The following is a 25,870-nucleotide window of genomic DNA, read 5'->3' on the forward strand; positions in this document are numbered from 1 at the left end:
GCTGGCTTGCAAGCCGCGGATGCGCTCGCGCGGCGCGACGACCAAGATGCGGGGGCTACCTTACGCCACCGACCCAATGGGCTGGCAGCACTTCCGCAACTTATGCGACTCCGCGTTGGGCCGTGCCCCAGCCGCCTTGCGGCGAGCATTGCACAGACAAAGGCTTGAACAGCCGGGCGGCGGCTTGGGCACTCTGCAGACCCCGTAGCCGCTTCACTTCGGCGAGGCCATACATACCTTCGGCATGGAGGCCGTATGGCTTTGACGATCGGCATGCTAAGCTGTTGCGATCAGGCGACATACAGCTCATCTGGTCAGGGAACTCACCTGAAAATGTGACGCCTCGCGTTCGCACCAGGATCTATAATCCGTGAGATCGCTATCGGGCCAAGTGCCCCGGTTGATCGATCCTCGGGGTAGCGTCGGTTCCGGTACATGGAAGGTGCGCCGCCAATTCGCGATCGCCTCCCGATCGGCTGCCGGCGCACTCGTGCTTGTTGGTCGGCGCGGAAGCCTGCCGAGTTGCGCTATCACTTCGGCCGCGCCCAGCAGCGGAAGTTTGGGGATCTCGTAAGTGGGCAGTAGCCCGATCTGCCACAGGGCGAATCGCGGCCAGTAGTTTCCATACGAGCGTGACGCGCCGTTCGGCGCGTGGCCCATGGCCAGCTCAGCGAAATCCTCGCGCATCCCGATCACGCGACCTTGACTTGCGAAGCGGTGCCGCCATGCGTGGTTGGGCGCGATCCGCCGGTCCTGAATGCAGTTTTCCCGAACCCAGGCAGCGAGCCATTCGCCAGCTTTGGTGGCAAGTTTGACTGCATCCGGTTCGCCTCGTGCTCGGGCTGGGTCGTAGAAGAGCGGTCGGTCGCCGCATGCCAGCACATAGTCCAAAAAGCCTTGAGCCAGCAGGTGGGGATGGATGGCGACGTCTCGGTAGCTGCCAGTCTTCTGCCGCCCCGCTTCCGGTGTGATCCGCATCATCGCCGCGTCTCGTCCCGAGCGGTATATGTCGCCGGGACGCATCTGAGCGATTTCTCCGATTCGAGCACCTGTGTAGGCGCAAATCCAGGGTACCCAGCGTAGCGTCGCCGCACGATCCCTGCTCGCGACGGGCGTCTTGGGATGCCAACAACTGTCCAGTAAGAAGAACGCCTCGTCGCGATCGTATCCTTGTTCCCGGGTGCGCGGCTTTTTCCGATACGAGACGCCGATCCGCTCGGCGGGATTGGAATCGATCAGGCCATTTCGGTGTGCATGGCCGAATATCGCCTTTACGGCGGCGAGGTGTACGTCCGCGACCGTTCTCGGATCGAGATCCGTTTCGAGGAGATGCGCCTTCCAGGCGAGGATGTTCCGACGGGAGATACGCGCGAGGTCGTCGGAACCTGCGAAAGCGGCGAACTTTGTGAGGATCGGGAGCCAGCGCTTCTGCGTCGAAGCTCCGATCCCCCGTTCGTTCACGTATTCGCGCCACACTTTCAATAGCGGAGCGCCGGTTTGCGTCGCTCCTAGGATCGAGAGGGATGGAAACTGTAGTTCATCGGAATTGCCATAGATGCCTCTGGCCGCCTTTTCGAGATATGCGGCCGCCTGTGCGAACGCCTCGGTTGTCACATTGAGAAGTATCAGACGCGTTCTGGGACTCTCGGCGATGCCATTGGTCGCCAGGAACGCATCGATCGCCGATGCGCAGAGCAACCGATCCAGGACTTCCCGAGAGGGCAGGGGAGCCGCCGTCAGCAGGAGCCTTTCGCCGTCGAGCCTGAGAAGCTCCTGCCGCCAAGGGGCCGGATCGTCGACGTGGTCCTCGAACCGCCCGATGCGCTCGCGGCAGAGTTCGCCAGCGATCGCCCGGCATTGCTTGACCGTCAGATCTACGACGCCCGCTTCGAGGCTCCGCCAGCGCGCGAGGCATTTCTGTTTGGCGATGGCATATCGGATTTCGGCTTCCTTCCGATCCCGGGTGCCGAGGCTTTGCTTCTCCTCCAGCTTGCCGACGATCGCACGCAGTCGCTCGGGCACGCGCATGCGGAATTGGTAGATCCCGGTCTTCGGATGTTTCGTCGGCTTCGACACGGGAGCGTCCGGCGGAAGGAACCGGTCTTCTATCCCACCGCTCCTTGAGCCATCGTTGATCCGCGCGATCGGAATTTAGCCTTTGCGACTGGTCCGCTAGAGTGGTACACAGAAACGGCGATCGCGCGCCGTAAGCATCTATGGATTAATGCTTTTACGGAGCAGGGCTTAGAGTCCCCCCCTCTCCACCACTTAAAGCTCTTCTGACTTGATCAACTAGACCCTCTGACAGAGGGAGACCGCGCTGAGCCGACGCCCAATAGAGGCGTCATTTTCGTGCGTGTATCAACAAATGTACCAGCCGGTTCGCGGTGTCCCAGGTCGCTTCGATACCTAACGGCATCTGGTTCAGGTTGGTGCTTTCAGATGCGCGTCCCGGCCTTCTTTCGCACCGATTTTGGCTTTGCGAGACCGCTTCCTATTCTCCGTCCCTCTCCCGGTCCGCTTGCGAGACGCGACGCTGAGCGATTGGCCTGTCGGCTCGTGGCGCCCTGCCTCTATCGCCTAACGTGCGCTTGCGGGCGGTCGGTCAATATCCGCATCTCACCCCGAGCCGAAGTCGCCGGCCGTTTGACGAACGACCGCTTTGGGGGGAGCGGCCGCAGAGCTCCCGACGGCTGGGTTGGGTCCGGTAGCAGACCCTTCCTACAGGTGCCGAGCGTCAGATCTCGCCCCTAGTAGGCACCCTCGTCGGGGATGTTGAGGAGGGTGCCGCAGGCCTTGCAGTGCACGGCGTCCGGCTCATGGCGCTGCAGCCCGCATGCGTTGCAGGGGAAGCGAACCTTGTAGGGGCGGAACACCACCTGCGCGAGGCGGAAGAACAGCGTCACGCCGCAGATCATCACGAAGACCGACAACAGCCGGCCGGTCGGCCCCGGCAGGGTAATGTCGCCGTAGCCCGTCGTCGTCAGCGAGGTCACCGTGAAGTACAGCGCGTCGACCGGCGTCTGGATGGCCGGGTTGGAGCCGTGCTGCGTGGCGTAGACGATGCCGGTCATCGTGAACACGAAGACCACCAGGTTGGTCGCGGCCAGGATCGCGTCCTCGTTGCGGCGGAACAGGTCGCTGTCCTGCCGCAGCCGCTCCAAGAGGTGGTAGGTCCGCAGCAGGCGCAAGGTCCGCAGGATGCGCAGGAAGCCGACGCCCTCGACCAGCACGGGGGCGAGGAACGAGGCCACCGCCACCACGTCCGTCCAGGTGCTGAGGTGCCGGAACTCGCGCAGCGGCGCTGGGCTGATGAACAGACGGGCCGCGAAGTCCAGCAGTACGCACAGGCCAAGCGCCACGTCGCTGGCAACGATCCAGGGGCTTAGCGGCAGGAACGAGGTGACGACCACGAAGACGATGGTCGCGACGTCGAAGACGAGCAGGCCGTAGCGGAAGCGATGTGCGCGTCCGGTGTCCTCCTCGTAGAGCTCGCGCAGCGTCGCGGTGAACGTCGTCATTGGTTGAAGGGCCGTAAGGGGTGGATCTCAGAAATCCCGCGTGATGCCGTACCCGGCCACGGCGCCCGCTTCATCCCCCAAAAGCCACGACAGCACCATCACGGCACCCATCCCGAGGAGTAGAACCCCCGTTGGGGCGAGGATGATATCGGACAGACGGCCGTCGATGGCGCCGGGACGGCGCCCTGGGAACTGAGGCGGCACGATGCTTCATGCAGTTCTGGGAGGTCGAGGAAGGCTGATGCGGCCGGGTGCAGCGGCTGGGCGCTGGCTGAGGTCCGGGCCGGGCCGGCCGGGGCGAACCGCAGCACCAGCGCCCCGGGGGCCATGCAGGCCAGCAAGCCGATCAGCACGCCGACCTGGGTCTCGGCCTCAAGCCCGGGCGCCTTTGCGCAGGCGCGCAGACCGATGAACAGGCTCACGGTGAAGCCGACGCCGCAGAGGAGCGTAACGCCGTAGACCCCCCACCATCCGGTATGGGCGGGGCGCTGCGCCAGCCCGAGCCTCACGGCAGCGGGGGCGAGCCCGCCCCCCGGCCTGCTTGCCCACAAACAGGCCGAGCGCAACGCCGAGCCGTTCGTCTTCAACTCCGGTCGCCGGGTCGAGGAGCACCCGCGGCGTGTTTCCCGCCAGCGATACGCCCGCGTCGGCGCAGCCGAAGGCCGGCAGGATCAGGTCAGCTGACCCGGGATGGACCGCGTGCTCCAGGATGTGCAGTGGCGAATTCGGATCGTCCGCCGACCGGCATACCCTCTGGCCCTGTCGGCGAAGGCTTGCAGGCCAATCGGTGACGGGAGGGCGATGTCGGTTCTCACGGCTGGGTTTCCTCGACGAGCGGCTCGCCTTCGTCGAGCGCCGTGACGATCCGGGTCCGCACGAGCTTCAATGCGGCTTGTACCGGATCGGCCCAGTCAGGCCGTTGGGCCTTCTGGATGGCCTCAGACGGCACGACGACGAAGAACCGCGTCCGACCCCGTGAACGGGCATGCCAGAAGCCGCGAACCTCGATGCCGTCCGCGACCGGCCGCGCCTTGACGATGAAGTCCTGCCCGGCGTGTGAGAATGAGAGGCGAGGAGGCGTTGATGGCATGTAGTCTTCTGAGGTCCTAAAATGGATTTTTATCGGAAAGTAGACCGTCGCGCAGGAGGTGACAACGTTATCGCGCTGCCACGTTGTAACGTGGTCACGTGGCGACGGGATCTCGACGATATCATGTGGCGCGCACCAGCCGCGGACGCGCTGGGAGCGTGCGCGCGGGCCGGGCGAGCCGTGATGTTATGGCCGCCCGGCCGACGTAGTCGCTGTTCAGGTGTTCGTCGGGGGCTTGCTGGGTTTGAAGCTTCTACCCCTTGGCTCAGCCTTCTGCGGGTCGGGCTTGTTTGCGAGCAGGCGCTTCACCCGCTCGTTGAAGTCCTCTGCCGTGACGCTCTGCGCTTTGCCGGTCTTGAGTTCGAGCGCCATCTCGGCCTCCGTGTCGTGGCCCAGGGCACGGGATTGCGCTGAGGGATGAGACCCTATGCGCCCTATCGGGGCTGAAACCTAATACGGCCAAGCTGGCGTCGAGTGGCGGCCTGATGGACGCCCCGGGCAGGGCGCTGTAGCTCTACCGCATGGCCAAAGAAATCCCCAGCGTCGGCGACCTGCGCCGCAAGTCCGAGGTGACGGACGACGAGATCGCAGCGGCTACGACCGCCTACCTGACGGATGCCAACGCCGAGCCGTTCGTCTTCAAGTCCGGTCACCGGGTCGACGTAGCCAAGGCGATCGAGATGCACCCCCAGGCCAAGAAACTGCTGGCGGAAGAGGCCACCACCCCGGGGCTGAGGCGCACGATGGTGATGACCGCTGTCCTCATGGGCTTTCCGGTCCAGGGATGAGCGATGAGCCGTCCCCGCCCGATCGGACTGCAACGCAGCATATGATGCGCCGCCTCGATGGGTTCGCCCGCGGCCTTGGGTTGGACGAGGCGATGACGCGCGAGATCGTCGAGAAGGTCGCGGCCGACATGCCCGATGTAGCGGACGACGAGCGCCTTGCTGAAGCGCGCCGCCGGATGACCGTGGCGTCGGCATAGCGCATGCTCGAGGATTCGGACCCGATCGCCGAGGCCGTGGCCGTCATCACGTCCCGCGGCCACACCGTCGAGGCCGATGACGATTTCGAACATTGGCGCGTGGATGGCGGTGTGTGGCTCACCGCCGGCGATCTGCTCGCGCTGGCCATCTGCCTGGGCCTGAACGCCGGGACCGGGAGGTTGCAGTAGCGGCGTGCGTGGAACGCACCGGCACGCGGCTGCGCAAGAACACACGCGCCAGGATCCTGGTGTTGCTGACGTGCGAGCCTCCGATTGCCGCCCAGATCGCGAGCGCGCCGGCATGCCGGCCGGGAACGGGGATGCGAGGCCAGCCTGGCCCTTGCTCGCGCCGGCGTGCTTGGGCGTGCAGGCAGGAAGAGGTGTCTGCGGGTTATTCGGTCAGCATTCGGCAATCTCCCCAGCTTTCGTTCTGAGGGCACGCATCGCTTTCTGGTTCTCGTGCGTTTCTGATTGGCAATCGCTGAGAACCGAGCGAGTTGGACGAACGAGCGGAGGCGGACATGCTACGCGGTGGGTTGCTATGGCTGATCGGAATACCGTTGCCGATCATTTTATTGCTATGGTTTTTTGGTGTTTTTCACTGAACCAGGGGGCGTACGGGCATGTCTTACACGATCGAAGTCACGATTGCCGAGCCTGCCTCATCCGATGAGGAGGTAGAGACGCGCATGTATCAACTGCCGGATCCCTACGAGACGGTAGCGAGCGCTAGAGAGGCCGCTGTCGCACATATCGCCAGCCTCGACGTCGCGCCGGCGGTGGTGATCTACACTGTATTCGATCGTGAAGGCTTCACCGTCGCCTCCAGTGTCGATGAATTGGCCGAGGCCGGGTGACGACGACGCTCTAAATCCCGGCGACCGCCTCGACCACGCTTAGATACGAAAAGGCCACGCCCGAAGGGGCGGCCCGAAGACTTGAGAGGAAACGCCCTTGGGAGGAAACGCCCTTGGGAGGAAACGCCCTTGGGAGGGCTGCAGGACAGCGACGCCATCGCGATCCGACGTGATCGACGTATGCCGACCGACCTCAGCAAACAATCGCCGGCAGGCTCCGTTTTACGCAGCCGTGAAGCTGACGTCCTTCCCAGGCTGCATTCACACCATCGCTTCGGGCCATAGTCAGGTGTGGGCTATCGGCAGGTCGCCCACCTGGGTGGTGTAGCGCTGGGTGCGCATCTCGAACGTCGCGTTCCCTTCCCGCTTGGCCACCAGTCCCGCACGGGCCGGCACCATTGAGCCACGCCCCCAGCGTGCATTGCAGGCGTCCATGGCTGCCATCAGCGGCTCGGATCGCCGTGGGCGTCGGCGCCGAAGCAAAAGTCGAGCGCCGATTCGCGCACCGTCGCCCATCGCGCCGGGGTCCGGTGGCGGCACGGCGAGGCACGTTCGGAGATGTTCTCGCTGGCCCCGTGCCACATCGCGGCGGGGTTCGGGATCAACGTGGAGGCGAGACCGGATGACATCCGGTCGAGCTACGCCGAGGCAGCCACTGAGCCATGCGACCAGAAGCGGGGTTGCCCAGCAAGGGGTTGCCGCGGTCAGGCGCCCCCTTTGTAGCCGCCCCGCCTGGCCTCCTGCCGAGCTATCTCCAAGACACAAGCACGGCCTCGGCTTGCGAGGATGCAACCTGATGGCTCCGGCTGACCGCGGCATGGTCGAGGCGTCGAGAGCCGGATACCGCTTCCGCTACCGGGAGCCCTGCTCGTTGCCGGTTCACGAGATCATCACCTTCTGGCGTCGTACTCATGCAATGGAATGGGCCAGGGACTGTCACCGGATGACGCTCTGGTTCATGCGTCGCGTCGATACAGGGTTCGAGGTATAGCGGCATGCTGTTTTGGGCCTGGTTCGACTCCCTGTCGCTGTTCGACCAGATCGTGATCGGGACCTGCATCGCCGCGATCCTGTCTGGCATCTACAAGGTCGGCTACAAGCATGGGTTTGCGGCCGGTGAAGCCTCGACCAGGACCCGATGGAAGATCCCATGGCCCTGATTCGACTCCGACGAGTTCCGGTTCCGCATAACGCGACCAACACGTCCGCGATTGGGGCCGCGCCGATGGTCTTGGTGCGGGTGGGCGCCGGCCGCTGGTGGACGCTCAGATAGCCCGGAAGCGAGCAAGGGCTGCCCATCCGGAACGCTGACCGATTGAGGTAGGCCAGGAACGTCGAAGACGCCGCTACGCTTGACCGCTCGACATGCGTGGGAGGTGTGGTGATGAAGGTGTTTCAGATCCGTCAGGGCGCGACCGGCACGATCCTCTGGACCGGCTCGGCCGCCGACCCGATCGCCGCGTTGGACGCCATGGCCCACGAGGCCGGATACTACGATCACGCCGACATCCCCGATCACCTGCGGGCTGGTGGCCTGCATGCTGAAGAGATCCGGGTCTGACGACATCGAGCCTCACGCCGGCGATCGATCGGCTGACATCCGAGGTGGAGGTCGATGGCGTGGGGAGCGCTGTCAGCCTGCTGGACGCGCGGCCCGATCCGATCACGGGCTGGCGGGGGAGGTCGTCTATCGCACCGGCGCCCGTGTAGGGTGCCGGGATCCGGTTAGCGCACTGTGAGCTGGGCTGGCACTGGGTCGGAACAGACGGTGCGGGTCTGCGGGAGTCCGGCATGGCGAACGCAGAACGAGCGCTCGGACTTATTCAGCTACGACGTTCTGAACCGGCTCGATGGCGCGAGGTCCAGTTCGAACCAGGGCAGCCATAAGCCTCATCGCGGCTGCTGCGGCATCAGCGAGCTCGACCTCAACCCCCATACGGTCGAGCAGCGCCCCGGCGACAGCGTCCGGCACGAGGTAGGTCATCGCACCGTTGCCAAAGCCCGGCTCCAGCACCGGACCGCACTCGATGACCTTGAGACTGGTATGGCGCAGGTCGCAGCAGATCCGATCGAAGATCGCCTCCACAGCCGCAGGCGACCCCTCCAGGGCCTGTACGAAGAACAGCCCGGTGAACATCAGCGTACCCGTGACGCCGGCCTGGACGTTGCGGCGCTGCGAGGTGGCGACCGCCGCGTCGATGGTTTGCTGCACCGCCTCGGCGTCCCCGGCGATCGTACTGCGGCTCCGATAGACCAAGCGGAACAGGTCGGTATCGTCGGGCGGTGTCATGCAGCCTCGCGCGCATCAACGAACGACAGGAACTCGCCGAGCGGCAGCGGGCGGCTGACGTGGTAGCCCTGCACCTGATCGCAGCCTTCCGCGGTCGTGAAGGCGAACTGCTCTGCCGTTTCGACCCCCTCCACCGTGATGCTCATCCCAAGGCACGTCCCCATGGTGATGATCGCCCGCACGATTGCGGCGCTCTCCGGATCGGACGGGAGCTGGCGCACGAACGACTGGTCGACCTTGATCTTGTCGAACGGGAAGCGGCGGAGATAGCTGAGCGAGGAATAGCCTGTCCCGAAATCGTCCATCGAGATGCTCACGCCGGCTGCCCGCAACCGGGTCAGCGTGGCGAGCGTGCGTTCCTCGTCCGACAGCAGCACGCCCTCGGTGATCTCGAGTTCCAGCCGGTCGGCGCTCAGGCCTCCGGCTGAAAGCGCAGCCTTCACGGTGTCGGCGAGCCGCACGTCCCGGAACTGGGCCGGCGAGAGGTTCACGGCCACGCGGATATGCGTCGGCCAACGCGCCGCCTGGGCACAGGCGGTGCGCAGCACCCATTGCCCCAACGGTCCGATCAGACCGGTTTCCTCGGCCAGCGGGATAAAGTCGGCCGGCGAGACCAAGCCACGATCCGGATGATGCCAGCGCACCAGCGCCTCGGCGGCGTTGATACGGCCGGTGCGCGCGTCGACGAGCGGTTGGTAGTACAGCTCGAACTCCTGAACGGCGATGGCGCGCCGCAGATCGGCCTCCAACCCGCGGCGGGCCTGCATTCGCGCGTCCAGTGCGGGCTCGAACCTCCGGAACGTACCCTTGCCGTCCGCCTTGGCCTTGTAGAGCGCGAGGTCGGCATTGCGCAGAAGCTGATCGGGATCGATGCCATCCATCGGGGCGAGCGCAGCGCCCACCGATGCGCCGACGTTGACGAGCATGCCGTCGATCAGGAACGGCCGGCCCATCAGATCGATGATGCGAGTCGCCAGCGCGTGCGTGGCCTCGGAGCCCGCAACGTCGACCTGAAGGACCGCGAACTCATCGCCGCCAAGGCGTGCGACGATGTCATGCGCGCCGAGCGCTGATTTCAGGCGCTCGGCGGTCTTTCGCAGGAGCGTATCGCCAAGGCCGTGACCGAGCGTGTCGTTGACCAACTTGAACCGGTCGAGGTCGAGCATGAGGATCGCGAAAGCACGCCCGTGCTCATGGTACGACGCCGCGTGCTGCGCGACCAATTCGTGGAAACGGGTCCGGTTGGGCAGATTGGTCAGCGCATCAGAAAAGGCCAGCAGGCGCATCCGGGACTCGGTTTGCAGGCGCTCCCGCTGGTCGCGGACGGCCAGCACGGTCTGCGGCTTGCCGCCCAGTCGGACGTCGCTGCGCAGGACGCGCACCGGGACGCGCTGCCCGTCGGCGCCGATCAGCTCCGCCTCCCGCTCCTCGCGCTCAGGCATCGTGGTGACGTCGAGCCCGGGGAACAGCTCGGACAGGTGGCGGCCGTTCAGCGCGCCTGCGCCCAGGCCCGAAAGACGCTCGAGGCTGCGGTTCGCGGTCGTGATCACCATCCCGTCACAGACCGCTAGCCCCTCGACCGCGAGGCTGGCCAATTCGCGCAAGCGTTCCTGGTCTCGCCGAACCTGGGCGCGGAAATTCAGGGTCAGGCGCAGCCCGACCAAGGCCAGAGCCAGCAAGCCGAGCGATACGCCCGCCACCACGGGCGCCATCAGCTCCGGCGGGACGGCCTCGGGGGGCAGCAGGCGCGCCGGATCGAAGGTGAGCGTCATCGCGGCCATCCCGCAGAAATGCAGGATGGCGATGGCAGCGATCAGGAGTGGCGCCCCAGCGCGTCGGAGGTCGCGGCGCCGCTCGCCCGTAACGACCATGGCGGTGCCGAATACGAGCAGGCTCGTGGGGATGGACAGGGATAATAGGTGAGGATCCCAGGCGACTGTGCCGGCGACGACGTAGGATGCCTCGCCGAGGTAGTGCAGAGCGGCGACGCTGGCGCCGAGGAGGATGCCGATCAGGAAGCGATAGGCACGACTGCGCTGGCCGATCGCCAGGGCGACGCTGATCCCGATCCCCGCTATGGCGACCATCAGCGACAGGGTGGTCAGATAGGGATCGAACGCCGCGGGCATGCCTGGCTGAAAAGCCAGCAGGCCGATCATGTGAGTGGCCCAGGCGGTGCAGCCCGAGGCGATGATGCTAGCGCACGCCCAAACCGCAGCCGCGCGCCCTTCGGAACGCGCCGCATGGGTCGCGACGGAAAACGAGCTGTAGACGCCAACGATGCAGACGCCTGCAGCGAGCAGGATCAGCCCGTGATCGTGCGCCTGGGTGAGACACGTATAAACTGATCGCATACCAAGCTCCGGGGCCTAAAACCTAAGCTTGGTCAGTTAATAAATGCTGCAGAATTCGAGGTGCTAGAAGATGCATCACAGTTATTGGGCGACGTGGACCATGACTTCGAGTCGCCAATAACATAAGTTACAATGCCACTGGTCCTTGGCTGGCTGTGCGGGAGGCGGTCGCGACATTGGCCTGCCCTCATTCGGTGGCCCAACCTCGACGTTAGTGCATCGTCGGGGCGCGACAATTGCGGGGTGAGCGATCGGCCCTGAACTGCTCGGTTCCGTTGGCCAAATGACGACCTCCGGGGGAGGCGGGTGGTAGCCGAGCGACGCGTGCAATCGGATGCCGTTGTAGTGCCTCCGCCATTGCTCGATCACGACGCTGGCCTCCTTGAGGATGTCGAACATCTCGCCGTTGAGGAGTCCATCCCGCAGCTTCGCGTTGAAGCTCTCGTAGTACCCGTTCTCCCATGGACTGCTCGGCTCGATGTAGGCGGTCGTCGATCCGACCGTTGCGATCCAGTCCTGAACGGCTTTGGCGATGAACTCCGTTGGCCTGCCCCCTGAAAAGTGGTCCTCCCTGAGGTATGGCTTTGCGCCATGTTGGAGTTGACCCCGTTTGTGGTCCACGGCCTATGCAGGTTCTCGGGCTGTGACAGCTTGGTTGGCGAAGGCTCGGGGCGTCAAGCCGCCCAGGGCCGTATGGGGGCGATCTTCGTTGTAGTGGCACCTCCAGTCCTCGATGCGTTCGCGGGCATCGGCCAGTGACAGGAACCACGAGGCGTTCAGGCACTCCACTCGGAGGCGGCCGTTGAACGACTCGATGTAGGCGTTGTCGGTCGGCTTGCCCGGTCGGGAGAACTCGATCTCGACCCCGTTCAGGTAGGCCCACTGGTCGAGCATGCGCCCGGCGAACTCCGGCCCATTGTCGACCCGCAAGCTCTTGGGCCGTCCCCTCACCTTGACCAAGGCGTCCAGAGCCTCGGTCACCTGGAAGGCGCGGAAGTTGGCTCTCGGCGTGAGTGAGAGCGCCTCTCGCGTGTGGCAATCGACGACCGTCAGGATCCGGAACGGACGCCCGTCGAACAGGCGGTCGGACATGAAGTCTATCGCCCAGACCTCGTTGGGTCCACCGATTGCCAGTCGCCCCTGGCGATAGCGCCAGGTACGTTTGCGCTTGGGCAGTTTGGACCGGATCGACAGCCCCTCGTCGCGGTGGATCCGGTAGGTGCGCTTGTGGTTCACCTTCCAGCCCTCCCGTCGCAGTAGGATATGCAGCCGTCGGTAGCCGTAGCGCACCCGCGCGGCGGCCAACTCCTTCAGCCGCATGCGCAGCGCTACTTGAGGGTCCGAGCGCTTCCTGTAGCGCTGCGACGAGCGACTGAGTCCGGTGGCCTGGCAGGCCCGACGCTCGCTGATGTCGTAGGCCACCTGCAGGTGGCCGGCGACCTCACGGCGAGCGGCGGGCCTCACCACTTTCGCTTGAGCACATCCTGCAACATGGAGCGGTCCAGCGTCAGATCGGCGACCAGCCTCTTCAGCTTACTGTTCTCGTCCTCTAATTGCTTGAGCCGGCGGATCTCCGGCACGCCCATGCCGACGAACTGCTTCTTCCAGCGGTAAAACGTCGGCTCGGACACGCCCATCTTCCGGGAGACCTCATCCACCGTCGCACCATTCTCCGCCTGCCGCAGGGCGAAGGCGATCTGTTCGTTCGTGAAGCGTTTGCGAGGCATGGCATCCACCCTCCTTCAGGGTTCAGGATGCCCGAAAAACTTGCGCTCAGCGCGGACCAGTTTGGTGGGTCAGGGTCAAGAACCGTCCCCAAAGAGTTAACGATCCGCCGGGGCTCTTCGGCCGATGTTCCTGACCGTCACCAACGATAGCGCAGCGTCGCGAGGATCGTCTGCCTATTACCGTAGAAACACCCGGTGGCAGCGATGCACGTCGTCACGTAGGTTTTGTCGAAGAGATTCGTCGCGTTGAGCGCGAGATCGATGCCCTTCAGGGCGGGGTAGCGATACCCGAAATCATACCGCAAGGCCGCGTCGACGAGCGTGACGACCGGTGTCCGATAGAGATTGGCGTTGTCGCCCACCGAAACACCGATGTAGCGAACGCCCGCTCCCAGGCCGAGGCCCGCCCAGTCGCCCGTCCGGATCGTATAGTCGAGCCAGACGGACGCCTGATGGCGCGGAACGAACGGCAGTTCGTTCCCGACGATGCTGGCTCCCGTCGCATCGGCGTTCGCCTTGGTGAATCGACTGGTCATGGCCGCATAGGAGGCGACGAGGTCGAGACTGTCGGTCAGGCTCGCCTTGGCCTCGAGTTCCAGCCCGCGGACCCGTGCCGCGCCGGCCTGGGTATTGAAGCGGAAGTCGATGGCATCCGGCGTCAGCACGTTCTGCTGCCTCAGGTCGAAGACCGCCCCGGTCAGCAGGAGGTTCGTTCCTGTCGGCTGCACCTTGATGCCGCCCTCGATCTGATCCCCGGTGGTGGGCGCGAACGGTGAGCCGTGCCGGTTCGTGCCGGAGGTCGGCTGGAACGAGGTCGCGTAGCTCACATAGGGGGCGAAGCCGCCGTCGAAGAGATAGCTCAGTCCGACCCGACCGGTGAAGGCGGCATCGTCCTGCTTCACCCGCGCCAATGCACCGGTCGCTGCCGTCCGGGTGCGGGTGACGGCGTCGGCCCAGTCCTGCCGCCCGCTCAGCGTGAGGCTGAAGCCGCCGAAGCGGATCTCGTCCTGCGTGTAGAGGCCGACTTGGTTGCGGCCTTGCGTGATCCGCGTGCCCAGCGGCGGCCGGGTGACCGTACCCGCGTAGACCGGCGCGAAGATGTTGACCGAGGGGACGACCCGCAATTGCGATTCGTCGTAGCGCGCATCTTCGCGCAGGTAATCGGCGCCGAGGAGCAGGGTATGGTCGAAGGGCCCGGTGGAGAAGCGCGCCTCCGCCTGATTGTCGACGTTGAACAGGTTCGAGTGCTCTGGGAAGGCCCAGGCGTAGCGGGAGAGCGTGCGGCCGTCGGCCCCGAGCCCGATGGCCTGAACCCGCTGGGTGTCGGCTTCGACATGGGCGAAGCGCAGGTTCTGGCGCACGGTCCAGACGTCGTTGGACCGATGTTCGAAGGCGTAGCCGATGAAGCCCTGGTCGAGCTTGAAGCGATCGTAGTTCGGCTCACCGATGAACCGGCTGGTGGGAATGCGCCCGCGCGGGTTCGTGTACAGGGTGCCGAGCGTCGGCAGGCCTTGTGGCGCGCCGCCTCCGGGCGAATCGATGTGCAGGTATTGCGAGAGAATCGTGAGCGACGTGTCGGAATCCGGCCGGAACGTGACGCTCGGTGCGATGAAGACCCGGTCCTCCTCCAGATCGTCGACCTGGGTGCCGGTGGTGCGCGCGAGGCCGGTGAGCCGGTACAGGATTCTGCCGTCCGGATCGATCGGACCCGACAGATCGAATGCGGCCTGTGCGCGTCCGAAGCTGCCGGTCTGGAGCTGGATCTCACGCACGGGAACCGCGCTCGGCCGCTTGCTGACGAGGTTGAGCAGACCGCCCGGCGAGTTCTGCCCGTAGAGCCCCGAGGCCGGGCCCTTCAGCAATTCGATGCGCTCCAGGCCGTAGGATTCGATGCGCGGCTGCGAGTATCCGCGAGCACCGAACGGCAGGCGCAACCCGTCGAGGTAGCGCCCGGGCACGAAGCCGCGGACGTAGAGCCAATCGTAGCGCACGTCCGTGCCGTACTGGGTGAGAACCCCCGGCGTGTAGAGAAGCGCTTGGCTGACGCTCTGCGCCTGCCGATCCTCGATCTCCTTTCGGCCGATGACGTTGACCGCCTGGGGCGTTTCGAGAAGCGACGTGCCGGTCTTGGTCGCGGTCGTGCTGCCGCGGGCGACGTAGCCATGTGTGGGTCCGACGGCGGTTTCGCTGGTCACCTCCAGCGCATCCAAGACGACGCCGCCGTCCTGGATGCCGGCGGGCTCGACCTCGGCGACGATGCCCACGAGGGTCGCCGAGCGCTGCGCCGTGAATTGCGGCACCAGCCCCGTACCCGCGAGCAATCGGCGGAGCGCTTCCACCCGGTCGTAGCGTCCGGTGATCGGTGTCGCGCGGAGCCGGCGAGTCGCGTGACTGTCGTAGATCAACTGGACGCCGCTGATCGCTCCGTAGGCCGCCAGGGCCTCGTCCAGGGGCTGAGCCGCGATGGCGAAATCCAGGGTCTCGTCCGCGTCCGGGTCCGCGACGATCGCGGCAATGCGGGTGATCCGCGCGCCGATGGCCGTCCCGTCCCGCGCCGCATGGTCGATGGCTGCCGAGGTCGGCGTCGGAATGGCGAGCACCAACGCCGCGACACCACTCAATCCGATGACCATGCGACAGCCATTCCCCGTCCGGTTCGCCCCGCGTTCTTGAACCGTCATTCGCCCCACCGTCCCCGCGCGGTTTGCAACCGCGGCCCGGCGGGTCATGATCGCCCGCCTGACTCTTCAGACGTGCCCCGGGTGACGAGCCCGCAAAAAAACCCAATGGCTCCCGCGCCGGCCTCGCCGACCTCAGCGGAGAATGACGAGCCGGTCGCCGAGCCGCACCTCCGAGAGGGCGAGCGCGGTGCGGATGCTGCTGAGGGCCTCTTCCGGACGTGCCAGATGAAAAATTCCTGTCACGCGTCTCGCGGCGGCCGCCGAACCGGCCAGGACGATCCGACCGGGGCGGTATCGGTTGAGATCGTCCACGACCTCCGACAGGGGCGTGTCGCGGAAGACGAGAAGGCCACGCCGCCATGCCGCCACATGGGCGACGTCGATGGGGTGAACGCCGCGCGCATCCGGCCCGATCCTGATCTCCTGTCCCGCCATGAGGCGCGTCGTCGGCGCTCCCGCGGCGGGAACGACCGTGACGGCGCCGGACAGGCAGGACATGTCGGCGTCCAGGCCGCCGACCCAACCGGAGAGGCCTTCGCTCGGCCTGCAGCGCACGATGAACTCCGCGGGCCGACCCAGCTCGGTGACGAGGCGCCCCCGGCCTGCGCCCAGGATGAGCGCCGTACCGCTGGCCGGGACCGTGACAGCGACCGAGCCCGCCTGCAGGGCCATGTCGTGTCCCTCGTCGTCGAGGCGGGCGTCCAGGGCGGTTTCGGCATCCAGCTCGATGCGGATGCCGCCCGACAGGACCACCGTTCGGATCTCACCGGTTCCTGTCCGATAGGCCGCATTCAGCACCGGCCATCGCAACGCGAGCGTCGCGCCGGCGGCGATCGAGGCCGATGCGATGCCTCCCGCGGCCACCCGGCGGAGCATGCGGCGCCGGGTCATCGCCAGCAGGTCACCGCGGCTGGCAGGCGCGCGCGCTGGGCCGGCAAGGGCGTGGCCCGCCTGCTTCCAGAGTCCTGCTGCAGCCCGGAAGGCGGCGTCCTGCTCCGGATCGGAGCGCCAGGCGGCAAGCGCCTGTGCGTCGTCCTGCGTCGCGGTGCCTGACGTCAGGCGAACCACCCAGGCGCGCGCGTCCTGCGCGATGCATCGGTCCCTGTCGGCGGACGGTCCGCCATGATCATCCGGCGCGCTCATTCGTCTCTCGCCGTTTGCCGCGAGCGTTTCAAGCGATCTCCTGAAGGGCATTCCATGCCGGGGACCATTGTCATCAGGAGGATGCCGCGATCAATCCGGCGATCGTCCGGATCGCAGACGGTCGGCACAATGATCGAGAGCCATCCTGACCTCTGCCTCCACGGTGCGGAGCGATACGCCAAGACGGGCGGCGATGGATGCGTGACTTAGACCTTCGATCCGGCTGAGCCGGAAGGCCTCGGCGCGCCGGAGAGGCAATTCGTGCAGTGCCGCGTCGAGAGCCTGCACCTCACCACGCGACTGAGCGAACTGCTCCGGGCCCGGCGTCTCGTCGGCAACCATCAAGAGCTCGTCTATCTCAATGGCCGTGAGGATGCGAGAATGGCGCAACTGCGCACGCTTGTGGTCGAGGACCAGGTTCGCTGCGATCTGAAACAGGAAGGCGCGCTCGTTGTGGAGACGTGTCTGGCTATGTCCCGAATGTGCGATCCGGAGGAATGCCTCGTGCGCCAAATCCGACGCATCGTTTTGGCCGACCTTCCGATCCAGAAAGCGCAGCAAGGCTTTACAATGGGTACGATAAAGTCTCGCTAAATGACTTGCGCGCGCCTCGCGCGAAGGAGTGACGACAGCCATCGACCTCTGCCAGCGACAAATCGCCGGAGCAATTAAGCAACGTCATCGCGTATCCTGGAGACACGCCATTTGGCAAGAACATAAAAGCTACACGCTAGAGCGTAGCATCAGTTTATATTTATTCTACGTTCAAGTTGATCAATCGGCGGCGGTACTTCGATCGCGAAGAAGCTTTCATGTGAGGTCGCCAGTGAGCGTGATCGGCCCCCACAGGGTGCTCCAAGGTTCAAGTTAGTGCGCGGTAGGCCGCTCCACCACGGGTAGTTTGGCCGGCGGAGCGGGTCGGGCGAGCGCGGCCGGCCAAGCGGAGAAGGCTGGACATGAACACTTCCGGTGCAGGCGGCTGGTATCCCAGTGAGGCGTGGGGGTGCACGGTGTTGTAATGACATCTCCAATTTTCGATGACGATCCGCGCCTCCCTGAGTGTGTATAAGATCTCGCCGTTGAGCAGTTCATCGCGAAGCCGCACGTTGAAGCTTTCGACGTAGCCATTCTCCCGCGGTGAGCCCGGAGTGATGTAGGCGGTTTTGCTGCCGACGCCGGTGATCCAAGATTGTACGATCTTCGCAACGAACTCCGGGACGTTATCCGAACGGATATGGCTAGGTACGCCACGGAGGATGAACAGGTCCGAGAGCACGTCGATGATATCGGTTGCCTTCAGCTTGCGGGCGACTCGGATCGCCAGGCATTCATGCGTGAACTCGTCGACGACGTCGAGCATCCGGATCTTGCGTCCATCATGTGCGCGCGCCCCGTCGGGACTGTCAGGAATTTCGTGTGCGGGCGGCCATAGTGGATCCGATGGAGGTTCCCGATGGCACGACGCAAAGCACCCCGTATTCCTGACACGCTCCTGGATCAGCTTCTGGCCGGGGCCGATCCGAAGACGGCCTTCGAGGCCGACGGCCTGTTGAACGAGCTGAAGAAAGCCCTGGCCGAGCGAGCGCTCAACGCCGAGATGGACCACCATCTGGCGGGCGAGGATGCTGGCAACACGCGCAACGGCTATGGCGGCAAGACAGTCACGACCGAGACTGGCCGGATCGAGCTGGCGATCCCGCGCGACCGGCAGGCGACGTTCGATCCGCAACTGATCGCCCGGTATCAGCGCCGCTTTCCCGGCTTCGACGACAAGATCGTGTCGATGTACGCCCGCGGCATGAGCACCCGGGAGATCGTCTCCCACCTGCGCGAGCTCTACGGCATCGAGGTCTCGCCCGACCTGATCAGCGCGGTGACCGACGCGGTCCTGGAGGAGGTCGCCGCCTGGCAGGCCCGGCCGCTGGAGCCGGTCTACCCGATCGTGTTCTTCGACGCCCTGCGGATCAAGGTGCGCGATGAGGGTGTGGTCCGGAACAAGGCGGTCCACATCGCGCTGGGCGTGCGCGCCGACGGCTCCAAGGAGATCCTCGGCCTGTGGCTGGAGCAGAACGAGGGCGCCAAGTTCTGGCTACGGGTCATGAACGAGCTCAGGAACCGCGGCGTCGAGGACGTGCTCCTGGCCGTGGTCGATGGCCTGAAGGGCTTCCCCGATGCGATCCGGGCGGTGTTCCCCGAGGCGCTGGTCCAGACCTGCATCGTTCACCTGCTGCGCCACAGCCTCGACTTCGTCTCCTACAAGGACCGCAAGCTCGTGGCGGCCGCGCTGAAGGACATCTACCGCGCGCTCGATGCCACAGCTGGCGAGGCGGCCTTGGCGGCCTTCGAGGCGGGCGAGTGGGGCAAGCGCTACCCGGCCATCGCCCAGAGCTGGCGACGGGCCTGGGGCGAGGTGATCCCGTTCTACGCGTTCCCGGGCGAGGTTCGCCGGATCCTGTACACGACGAACGCCATCGAGGCTCTGAACGCCACCCTGCGCCGGGCCGTGCGCGCCCGCGGTCACTTCCCGACCGACGAGGCCGCGCTGAAGCTGCTCTACCTGGTCTTGAACCGCTTCGAGAAGGCGTGGAAGATGGGCCCGCGTGAGTGGGTCATGGCCAAGGCGCAGTTCGCCGTCATCTTCGGCGAGCGCTTCACCCGGGCCATGGCGGCCTGATGTTCAACACGCCGCCCGCACACGAAATTCCTGACAGTCCCCGGCAGCGCCACGACGACGGAGCGGCTGTGTTGAAGGTCAAGCGGTGATCGACCGCCAGGGCGTGCGGTCGCGAACGATGGCGTTGAGCGTCACCAGGAGCTTTCGCATCACGGCGACGAGGGCGACCTTCTTCGGCCGACCTCGCTGGGTCAGCTGCTCGTAGAAGGACCGAAAAGGAGAGCCTCGCCGGATCGCGGTCAGAGCGGCCATGTAGAGCACGCCCCGCACCGAGGTTCGTCCACCCGCGATGGATCTTCGACCTCGCATCAGACCGGAGTCGCGGTTGATGGGAGCGATGCCGACGAGGGCCGCAATTTGGTGGCGCCCGATGGTGCCGAGCTCGGGCAACTGGGCCAGAAGCGTGCGTGCGGTCACGTCACCGATCCCGGGCACGGACTTGAGCAGCGCCTCGGTCTCGCACCAGACCGGACAGGCCTTGATGGCTTGTCCAATGTCGCTGTCGAGTTCTACGAGTTCTTTCTCCAGGAAGCCGATGTGTCGGTCGAGCCGCCGGGTCAGCTGCTTGTCCACGGCTTGATCGCGACGGTTGGTCTCCATGCAGATCATCCCGATGATCTGCCGCCGCCGGCTCACGAACTCGGCGAAGTGCCGTCTCTCCGGCTCCGGCAAGGGCCTGGCCGGTGGTCTGATGCGTTCGGCGAAGAGGGCAATGACCTCGGCGTCGAGCGTGTCGGTCTTCGCCAACCGGCCCATCGCTCTGGCGAAGTCGCGGATCTGACGCGGGTTGACGATACAAAGCGGCAGCCCGACAGCGGCCAGTGCTGCAGCGACGCTCGCCTCGAAGCCACCGGTAGCCTCCAGGACGATGAGGGCCACAGGTAAGCCACTGAGCCGACGCGCGAGAGCATCCAGCTCTTTGGTGTTACGCGGGACATGGAATGCCTCGTCCGACGGTCTGAGGTGAACGTCGAGACGATCCTTCGACACGTCGATGCCGACGAAGATGGTGGGTTGTTCGTCCATGACCCTACCTTGCAAATGCGGGCTCTGGCCCGAGCGGCTGTCCGGGTTCGGGACTGTGGCGGTGAGGGCCGCACCTTGCTCTGTCGCGGGCTTAGAAAACCCTAGGCAAACACGGGCTGACCCTCACCTTGTAGCCTCACTGGCTTCACTCCAGCGGGCAACTCAAAGATACAAGGCAGTCCGTCGCGCGATCCAGCATAGTCAAGCGAGCCTGAGGGCGCTCTCGAAGCGCTACGGGATCAACCCAAAGACGGTCGCTAAGTGGAGGCAGCGAACCTCGGTCGCCGACCAGCGCACGGGGCCGAAGGATCCGCGTTCGACGGTGCTGTCACCCGAGGACGAAGCGGTCGTTGTCGCCTTTCCCCGTCACACGCTTCTGCCGCTCGAAGACTGCCTCTACGCGCTGAAGGCCACGATCCCGCACCTGACCCGCTCGTCCCTGTACCGCTGCCTGCAACGCCACGGTATCAGCCGATTGCTGGAGGTCGACGGCGACAAGCCCAAGCGGTCGCGCTTCAAGGCCTACCCTCTCGGCTACTTCCACATCGATCTGGCTGAAATACACACGGCCGAGGGTCGGCTCTACCTATTCGTCGCCATCGATCGCACGACCAAGTTCGCCTTCGTCGAACTCCATGAGAAGGCAACGCGGCGGGTCGCAGGCGACTTTCTCCGCCATCTTATTGAGGCCGTGCCTTACAAGGCGCACACGGTGCTCGCCGACAACGGCGCCCACTTCACCACGCCCGGCAACATCGCCTCGGCCGCTTCCATCATCAAGGAGGCGATGGCAGCCGGCGAGACATTCCGAGCCGGCAGCTTCGAGTCCGCCTGCGCCCGAAACGATATCGACCATCGTCTAACCAAGCCGCGTCACCCCTGGACCAACGGTCAGGTCGAGCGAATGAACCGCACGATCAAGGACCTGACGGTCAAGCGCTACCACTCCGACAGCCACGCGCAACTCCGCACTCACCTGGCCGACTTCGTCAGCGCCTACAACTTCGCACGCCGCCTCAAGACCTTCCGTGGGCTCACCCTCTATGAGGCCATCTGCAAAGCATGGTCCGCCGAGCCCAGCCGCTTCAGGTCAAGCCCGATCCACCAAATGCCGGGACCAAACACCTAGATCCAGCGTTGGCCCTGATCCATCGCGGCGAGAGAATGTCGCCGTTCTCCGTGATGATCCAGGGCTGCGCGTCTTCTGCGTCTATGGCTCTAGCGGCTGCCGCGAGAGCCTGGCGCAGCGTTGGGAACTCGTGACCCTGCGCGACGTGCGCTGGGCCATGGCCAGGCCACACGGTCAGCGTGGTGCGCTTGTCGAGGTCGGCGCGCGTCATGCTCTGCTCTCGGCCGTTGCGGGAGCGAGAGTGCCTACCGCCGACATGCGGCGAGCGAGGGACAATCTGGTTAACGGTCGGTGTCTACAGGACCGTATCGCGACCAGGCGGATGCGACCGCACGCTCCATTGGAAGCGCTAAGCCGTGAATGGGGAGGCGGTGAGGCCGCCCCATTCGAGGGACGTTCAGCGGTTGCCAGGCGTTCCGCTGGTCCCGCTTGGCTTCGAGCCTGACCCAGCGTCGTTGGCCCCCGTGCTGTTCGTCGTGCCGGAGCGGCTCATCCCGCCAGTTGAAGGGCCGCTGCCGGCCGCACCCGGGGATGAGCCTGAGCCCGCATCGTTCGGGCCGGTACTGTTCGCGGTTCCTGAACGGCTTGAGCCGCCAGCTCCACTTTCAGCAGCGAAGGCTGTGCTTCCGAGGGCGAGAATGGCTGCAACAACAAGCAGTGATGCCTTCATTAGCGTTCTCCCGTTGACCCGCCTCCCGAGTGCTTCGGGACCCTTGGGCGGTACTAGGGTAATCGTGCTCCCGTGAAGCTGTTCCTCGACGGGATGGTAGCTGCCGGAAGGCTTCGTCAACCCTTCGTGGCTCCCGACGAGAAGCCTTCGTGAAAGCTCGGATCGTTCCCGCCGCCGGGCTGAACGGCATCCGTAAAGTCACGGTTAGCTATCCCGGGAGAGCAAGCGGAACGGCAAGCTTGGCCGTCGGTTCCACCGACATGGAACACTACAGATCCACCCTCGCCACCACCGCGATTGCTGCCTTTGGGCTGCTCGCCGCCGCCCATGTCCTACATCCGGGCAACGACGAGAGGCCGGAGCGCACGGTGCGGGTTGTCATGGTCGCCAATGAAACGGCGGCCGGGCCGACGATCTGGGCCGATCCTCCGCGTAGGCTACACGGCAGTGAGCCTGCTGCGTTGATGGCGGACAGCGGCGCGCTGTTGGCCCGTCGCCCAACGATGCCCCTGCCGCCGGGGGTGGGGACATTGCCCAGGCTTTCGAGCACCTTGATACATCCAGCTGCCCAAAGCGGGACCGCCGACGGCGATCCGATCGGTGACCTGATCCGCAATCTCGACCGCGATCAGGATAGCTGACGGCTTTCTCGACCGTATCTCGGGCGTAGGGTCCACCGAATGGATCCCCCATCGCCTTCCGCTGGAACAGCGTGCGTCGGCGTCGGCGTTGGTGCTCCGGTCTGTCGCGGATCATGTGGCCGCGATGGCAGGAGGCTGCGCGGTTGGCGTCCGCGTTGTCGGCCGTGTCGTGATCCCGGTGGGCGGCTGCCGGGACGACACGGGTTCGGCGGTCGCGGCCGAGGATACCAGCGCCAGACCTGACCCGGATCCTACGGCTCCAGTCATCGCGCCGGCGGTCGGGTCTAGCATCCCGCCGACGCCCATCGCCGAGGTGGTAGACTATCTGCCCGTGCGGTCGCCCGCAGCGCTCACAGCGGCCCTGCGCCCGACCAAAGCGGATTGCCATCGACAGCTCGCGCCAGTCGAGCGGGTAGAGTGAGCGGTGCTCGGGCCGGATCGGCCTGGTGGCGGCATTGTGCCACCAGGTGTGAAGGAAGCGTCGCGGTAGGAAAGCCCCTACCTACCGCTCATGAACCTGTCCGACGTCGAAGTCTGGGCGTTCCTCACCATCGCCATCCTCGGCCTGTTCGTGCCGGTGATCATCGTGTGGTGGAAGGACCGCCCGATCCTGCCGGTCGCGGTGCTGAGCCTCGCGTTTTGGCCCGGCGCTCTGATCCTGGCGCTGCGGTTGCGACGGCGTCAGGATCTGTAACGTCAATCAGCGTCGGTGCCTGAACGATACCGACCGCGGGGATGTTTGCTCCTGGGCTGATCGAACCGATCGGTCTGGAGGAACGTCCATGTCGATCAAGACAATCGCTCTCGCTGCCGCGCTCACCGTCGCGATGGCAGGAGCAGCGATGGCGCAGACACCCGCCGGGGGCGGTAGCGCCGAAGGCAACATGAATAACCCGGGCAGCGTGAAGAGCTCGTCCCAGAAGCGGATGGGTGGCCAGACCGGCATGATGGGGCGGCGACACATGACCCGTCACCGGCATCATCACATGCGCCGCGCCCGCATGTAATTCCATGGTTCAGCCCCGCGGCTGCAAAACTGCGGGGCTCCTTCCCATCAGACGGGGCGACCGGCCACCTTCGCGGCTGACCCGTCTGCGATCTGTGCCTCGAGCTGTGCCCGGAAGTCGGCGATCCCCAGCACCTGCATCGTGCGCCCGTCCTTGTCGAGGAACTCGTAGAGCGCGTCTTCGATGTTGCGGTTGCTGAAGAAGACGATCGCATCCCGATCTCCGCCGCCCTCCTCGTGAGGTTCGCCATGGGCGGGCCCGGAGACGAAGCTGCCGCTGGGGCGGATCTCCTTCAGCGCACCGTTCGGGCGGTAGAACCGCAGTTCGCCCTGCATGACCAGCGTGACGTAAGGGCAGTGATGCCGGTGCAGCATCACCCGCTGGTTGGCGGCAAACTTGAAGAGCACGTCGACGATCCGGTTCTCCTCGTCGACCTTGTAGACGAAGAAGGCGATGTGATCGAGCCAATCCAGGGTGCGCCACGTGATGTTGGTTTGGTCGAAGCTGTGCCGATCCACGTATTTTCCTCCGTATTGTTTTATACGGAGCGATAAACGTAGCTATATCGCTTATGAGCCCCGCTAAATGCGGAGACTGGGACTTCCGTATCGCTGGGTCAAACTCGTCCGGTGCAGGTCTGCTACCCAGGGCGATACTCGCCACCGACCGGATCCACGAAAGCCTTCCTCAGGAACAGCAGCGGCCGCATCTGGAGGCGAGGACCGGAATTGTTGGCCGTATCATGCTCCCGAGGTGCAGCGGCCGGCATGACATGTGTCCGGCGGGCGCGGCCGGATCGGCATGGTGTGGCGTGAAGCCCCCGAGAGAAGTGCCACCTTGCAGTGAGCCTCACACTCCAAGCTGTGACTTGCGGGTCACAGTTCGCGGGCGCCGCCGCTGCATGATGCAACCAAATCGCAACCTAGTAGTTACGACGCATGACGCAGTACATTGCGAAATACTTAGCGCGCACAAAGCCGCTTCATAAATGGTTTACTACGCCGTCTTGCTTCATCGGCGACAGGTGTGTCCGTAAAACTACAGCTATTTGGCCCATGGGCCGGTAGCCTTACCGTCAGATAGAAATCCCGGACCCAGCACGATGACCAAGCTTCTCGCCTCCCTGGCCGCCTTCACCGCCCTGACCGGCGCCGCTGCCGCCGCCGACCTGCCGCGTCGCGCCGCCCCGCCGCCCGTGTTCACCCCGGTGCCGGTGTTCACCTGGACCGGCTTCTACGCGGGTTTCAACGCCGGCTACGCCTTCGACGCCAGCAGCCGCTCGAACAACTCCACCTTCGGCGTCCCGGCCCCGTTCGCCGTTCCCGGCACCACCGCCACCTTCCGCAACCGCAGCCAGGACGGCTTCTCCGGCGGCGCGCAGATCGGCTACAACGTCCAGTTCACCCCGGGTTCGGGCGTGGTCGTCGGCATCGAGGCCGACGCCCAGTACCTCGACTTCGGCCGTAGCCGGAACAACGCCTTCGTGAACGGCGCCGTCGCCCCGGGCTACTACGTCACCGACCCGCGCGGCCTGTCGAGCCTCGACTACTTCGGCACCGTGCGCGGCCGCCTCGGCTACGCCTTCGACCGCACCCTCGTGTACGGCACCGGCGGCTTCGCCTACGGCTCGGGCAGCGCCGACCGCTCGTTCGGCGGCTACGCCGGCAACGACAGCTTCCGCACCGGCTACGCCGTCGGCGGCGGTGTCGAGTTCGCCCTCCCCACCGAGTCGTTCCTGAACTTCTTCCGCTCCTCGGCCGTGACGTTCAAGATCGAAGGTCTGTACGTCAACCTGGAGCGCGGCAACCGCAACCAGGGCGCCCTGGTCGTCAACGCCGCCAACCTCGTCCCGGTGGCCTACAGCGCCATCGGTCGTCGCGACGACGAGTTCGCCGTCGTCCGCGCCGGCCTGAACTACAAGTTCGGCTCGTACTAGTATCGGATCGCGCTCCTCCCGGCCTCAACGCCGGGAGATGTGGCCGGCGGGCGAGAGGTGTTGGTCCTCCTCCTCGCTCCCCGCCGCGGAAGGCGCCGGCAACTTGTCGGCCTCCGGATCCCCAGCCCGATCAATCTGG

23 protein-coding genes and 5 pseudogenes are annotated in these 25,870 nt (G+C 65.3%); 11 read left to right on the forward strand and 17 right to left on the reverse strand.

Features of this window, described 5'->3' with window-relative positions; genetic code table 11:
* Nucleotides 1-306: 306 nt before the first annotated feature.
* From AC0IY0_RS15430 to AC0IY0_RS15450, 5 genes and pseudogenes are all read right to left on the reverse strand, one after another.
* The gene (locus AC0IY0_RS15430; protein ID WP_471764460.1) at nucleotides 307-2,076 is read right to left on the reverse strand and encodes a DUF6538 domain-containing protein; all 1,770 of its coding nucleotides are present in this window, start codon (nucleotides 2,074-2,076) and stop codon (nucleotides 307-309) included.
* A 674-nt stretch (nucleotides 2,077-2,750) separates the two neighbouring features.
* Nucleotides 2,751-3,521 carry a potassium channel family protein gene (locus tag AC0IY0_RS15435; protein ID WP_147909899.1) on the reverse strand — a complete coding sequence of 257 codons (771 nt, stop codon included), beginning with the start codon at nucleotides 3,519-3,521 and terminating at the stop codon, nucleotides 2,751-2,753.
* A 98-nt stretch (nucleotides 3,522-3,619) separates the two neighbouring features.
* Nucleotides 3,620-4,256 (reverse strand): annotated as a pseudogene (locus tag AC0IY0_RS15440) (Na+/H+ antiporter NhaA); the annotation flags it as partial.
* 76 nt (nucleotides 4,257-4,332) lie between these two features.
* A complete protein-coding gene (locus AC0IY0_RS15445; protein ID WP_147909900.1) occupies nucleotides 4,333-4,611 on the reverse strand; it encodes a hypothetical protein in 279 nt (92 codons plus the stop codon).
* Nucleotides 4,612-4,827: 216 nt separating this feature from the next.
* Nucleotides 4,828-4,983 (reverse strand): hypothetical protein, encoded by a 156-nt coding sequence (locus tag AC0IY0_RS15450; protein ID WP_187193444.1) that lies wholly within the window; start codon nucleotides 4,981-4,983, stop codon nucleotides 4,828-4,830.
* Between the two features lie 149 nt (nucleotides 4,984-5,132).
* Here AC0IY0_RS15450 and AC0IY0_RS15455 point away from each other — a divergent pair, with 149 nt between their 5' ends.
* The 3 genes from AC0IY0_RS15455 (at nucleotide 5,133) to AC0IY0_RS15465 (ending at nucleotide 6,453) form a co-directional block, all read left to right on the forward strand.
* Entirely contained in the window at nucleotides 5,133-5,399 is a 267-nt protein-coding gene (locus AC0IY0_RS15455; RefSeq protein WP_147941623.1) for a hypothetical protein, read from the forward strand.
* Between the two features lie 200 nt (nucleotides 5,400-5,599).
* Nucleotides 5,600-5,785: a hypothetical protein gene (locus tag AC0IY0_RS15460; RefSeq protein ID WP_147909903.1), complete on the forward strand. Its 186-nt coding sequence runs from the start codon at nucleotides 5,600-5,602 to the stop codon at nucleotides 5,783-5,785.
* Between the two features lie 434 nt (nucleotides 5,786-6,219).
* A complete protein-coding gene (locus AC0IY0_RS15465) occupies nucleotides 6,220-6,453 on the forward strand; it encodes a hypothetical protein (protein WP_147941622.1) in 234 nt (77 codons plus the stop codon).
* A 285-nt stretch (nucleotides 6,454-6,738) separates the two neighbouring features.
* On the opposite strand, the pseudogene AC0IY0_RS15470 reads toward AC0IY0_RS15465, so the two are convergent.
* A pseudogene (locus AC0IY0_RS15470) lies at nucleotides 6,739-6,912 on the reverse strand (DUF4113 domain-containing protein); the annotation flags it as partial.
* Nucleotides 6,913-7,448: 536 nt separating this feature from the next.
* Here AC0IY0_RS15470 and AC0IY0_RS15475 point away from each other — a divergent pair.
* Together AC0IY0_RS15475 and AC0IY0_RS15480 are read left to right on the forward strand one after the other, a co-directional pair.
* The gene (locus AC0IY0_RS15475) at nucleotides 7,449-7,613 is read left to right on the forward strand and encodes a hypothetical protein (RefSeq protein ID WP_187193443.1); all 165 of its coding nucleotides are present in this window, start codon (nucleotides 7,449-7,451) and stop codon (nucleotides 7,611-7,613) included.
* Nucleotides 7,614-7,837: 224 nt separating this feature from the next.
* Nucleotides 7,838-8,014 carry a hypothetical protein gene (locus AC0IY0_RS15480; protein WP_187193442.1) on the forward strand — a complete coding sequence of 59 codons (177 nt, stop codon included), beginning with the start codon at nucleotides 7,838-7,840 and terminating at the stop codon, nucleotides 8,012-8,014.
* A gap of 258 nt (nucleotides 8,015-8,272) precedes the next feature.
* Here AC0IY0_RS15480 and AC0IY0_RS15485 read toward each other — a convergent pair whose 3' ends face one another.
* The 8 genes and pseudogenes from AC0IY0_RS15485 to AC0IY0_RS15520 all read right to left on the reverse strand — a co-directional run.
* Nucleotides 8,273-8,743: a BLUF domain-containing protein gene (locus AC0IY0_RS15485; protein ID WP_471764464.1), complete on the reverse strand. Its 471-nt coding sequence runs from the start codon at nucleotides 8,741-8,743 to the stop codon at nucleotides 8,273-8,275.
* Nucleotides 8,740-11,097 (reverse strand): bifunctional diguanylate cyclase/phosphodiesterase, encoded by a 2,358-nt coding sequence (locus AC0IY0_RS15490; RefSeq protein ID WP_471764466.1) that lies wholly within the window; start codon nucleotides 11,095-11,097, stop codon nucleotides 8,740-8,742. The genes AC0IY0_RS15485 and AC0IY0_RS15490 overlap by 4 nt, the downstream gene beginning before the upstream one ends.
* A gap of 211 nt (nucleotides 11,098-11,308) precedes the next feature.
* A pseudogene (locus AC0IY0_RS15495) lies at nucleotides 11,309-11,640 on the reverse strand (integrase core domain-containing protein); the annotation flags it as partial.
* Between the two features lie 81 nt (nucleotides 11,641-11,721).
* A protein-coding gene (locus AC0IY0_RS15500; protein WP_471764468.1) for an IS3 family transposase occupies nucleotides 11,722-12,824 on the reverse strand; the annotation gives its coding sequence in 2 pieces (ribosomal slippage) (nucleotides 11,722-12,563 and nucleotides 12,563-12,824; 1,104 coding nt in all).
* A 137-nt stretch (nucleotides 12,825-12,961) separates the two neighbouring features.
* The gene (locus AC0IY0_RS15505; RefSeq protein ID WP_471764470.1) at nucleotides 12,962-15,457 is read right to left on the reverse strand and encodes a TonB-dependent siderophore receptor; all 2,496 of its coding nucleotides are present in this window, start codon (nucleotides 15,455-15,457) and stop codon (nucleotides 12,962-12,964) included.
* Nucleotides 15,458-15,637: 180 nt separating this feature from the next.
* On the reverse strand, nucleotides 15,638-16,648 hold the full coding sequence (locus AC0IY0_RS15510) for a FecR family protein (RefSeq protein ID WP_471764472.1): 1,011 nt from the start codon (nucleotides 16,646-16,648) through the stop codon (nucleotides 15,638-15,640).
* Between the two features lie 90 nt (nucleotides 16,649-16,738).
* Nucleotides 16,739-17,284, reverse strand: a complete 546-nt coding sequence (locus AC0IY0_RS15515) for an RNA polymerase sigma factor (RefSeq protein WP_471764474.1) — start codon at nucleotides 17,282-17,284, stop codon at nucleotides 16,739-16,741.
* Nucleotides 17,285-17,515: 231 nt separating this feature from the next.
* A pseudogene (locus tag AC0IY0_RS15520) lies at nucleotides 17,516-18,038 on the reverse strand (integrase core domain-containing protein); the annotation flags it as partial.
* A 63-nt stretch (nucleotides 18,039-18,101) separates the two neighbouring features.
* Between AC0IY0_RS15520 and AC0IY0_RS15525 the strand changes: the two are divergent.
* Complete coding sequence (locus AC0IY0_RS15525; protein WP_471764476.1) at nucleotides 18,102-19,322, forward strand: IS256 family transposase; 1,221 nt, start codon at nucleotides 18,102-18,104, stop codon at nucleotides 19,320-19,322.
* A gap of 78 nt (nucleotides 19,323-19,400) precedes the next feature.
* On the opposite strand, the gene AC0IY0_RS15530 is transcribed toward AC0IY0_RS15525, so the two are convergent.
* Nucleotides 19,401-20,348, reverse strand: a complete 948-nt coding sequence (locus AC0IY0_RS15530) for an IS110 family RNA-guided transposase (protein ID WP_471764478.1) — start codon at nucleotides 20,346-20,348, stop codon at nucleotides 19,401-19,403.
* Between the two features lie 139 nt (nucleotides 20,349-20,487).
* Here AC0IY0_RS15530 and AC0IY0_RS15535 point away from each other — a divergent pair, with 139 nt between their 5' ends.
* Together AC0IY0_RS15535 and AC0IY0_RS15540 are read left to right on the forward strand one after the other, a co-directional pair.
* Nucleotides 20,488-21,477 (forward strand): IS481 family transposase, encoded by a 990-nt coding sequence (locus tag AC0IY0_RS15535; RefSeq protein WP_471764616.1) that lies wholly within the window; start codon nucleotides 20,488-20,490, stop codon nucleotides 21,475-21,477.
* Between the two features lie 819 nt (nucleotides 21,478-22,296).
* A complete protein-coding gene (locus AC0IY0_RS15540; RefSeq protein WP_419831109.1) occupies nucleotides 22,297-22,788 on the forward strand; it encodes a hypothetical protein in 492 nt (163 codons plus the stop codon).
* Nucleotides 22,789-22,810: 22 nt separating this feature from the next.
* Here the strand turns inward: AC0IY0_RS15540 and AC0IY0_RS15545 are convergent.
* Nucleotides 22,811-23,176 (reverse strand): annotated as a pseudogene (locus AC0IY0_RS15545) (hypothetical protein); the annotation flags it as partial.
* A gap of 123 nt (nucleotides 23,177-23,299) precedes the next feature.
* Between AC0IY0_RS15545 and AC0IY0_RS15550 the strand changes: the two are divergent.
* Nucleotides 23,300-23,482, forward strand: coding sequence for a hypothetical protein (locus AC0IY0_RS15550; RefSeq protein ID WP_147909917.1), 183 nt, complete (start codon nucleotides 23,300-23,302; stop codon nucleotides 23,480-23,482).
* Between the two features lie 88 nt (nucleotides 23,483-23,570).
* On the forward strand, nucleotides 23,571-23,795 hold the full coding sequence (locus tag AC0IY0_RS15555) for a hypothetical protein (RefSeq protein WP_147909918.1): 225 nt from the start codon (nucleotides 23,571-23,573) through the stop codon (nucleotides 23,793-23,795).
* Between the two features lie 47 nt (nucleotides 23,796-23,842).
* On the opposite strand, the gene AC0IY0_RS15560 is transcribed toward AC0IY0_RS15555, so the two are convergent.
* Nucleotides 23,843-24,313: a cupin domain-containing protein gene (locus tag AC0IY0_RS15560; protein ID WP_461230061.1), complete on the reverse strand. Its 471-nt coding sequence runs from the start codon at nucleotides 24,311-24,313 to the stop codon at nucleotides 23,843-23,845.
* Nucleotides 24,314-24,897: 584 nt separating this feature from the next.
* Here AC0IY0_RS15560 and AC0IY0_RS15565 point away from each other — a divergent pair.
* Nucleotides 24,898-25,731 (forward strand): outer membrane protein, encoded by an 834-nt coding sequence (locus tag AC0IY0_RS15565; protein WP_147957816.1) that lies wholly within the window; start codon nucleotides 24,898-24,900, stop codon nucleotides 25,729-25,731.
* The last annotated feature ends 139 nt before the right edge of the window (nucleotides 25,732-25,870 follow it).

This window comes from Methylobacterium sp. AC315 (assembly GCF_979253755.1).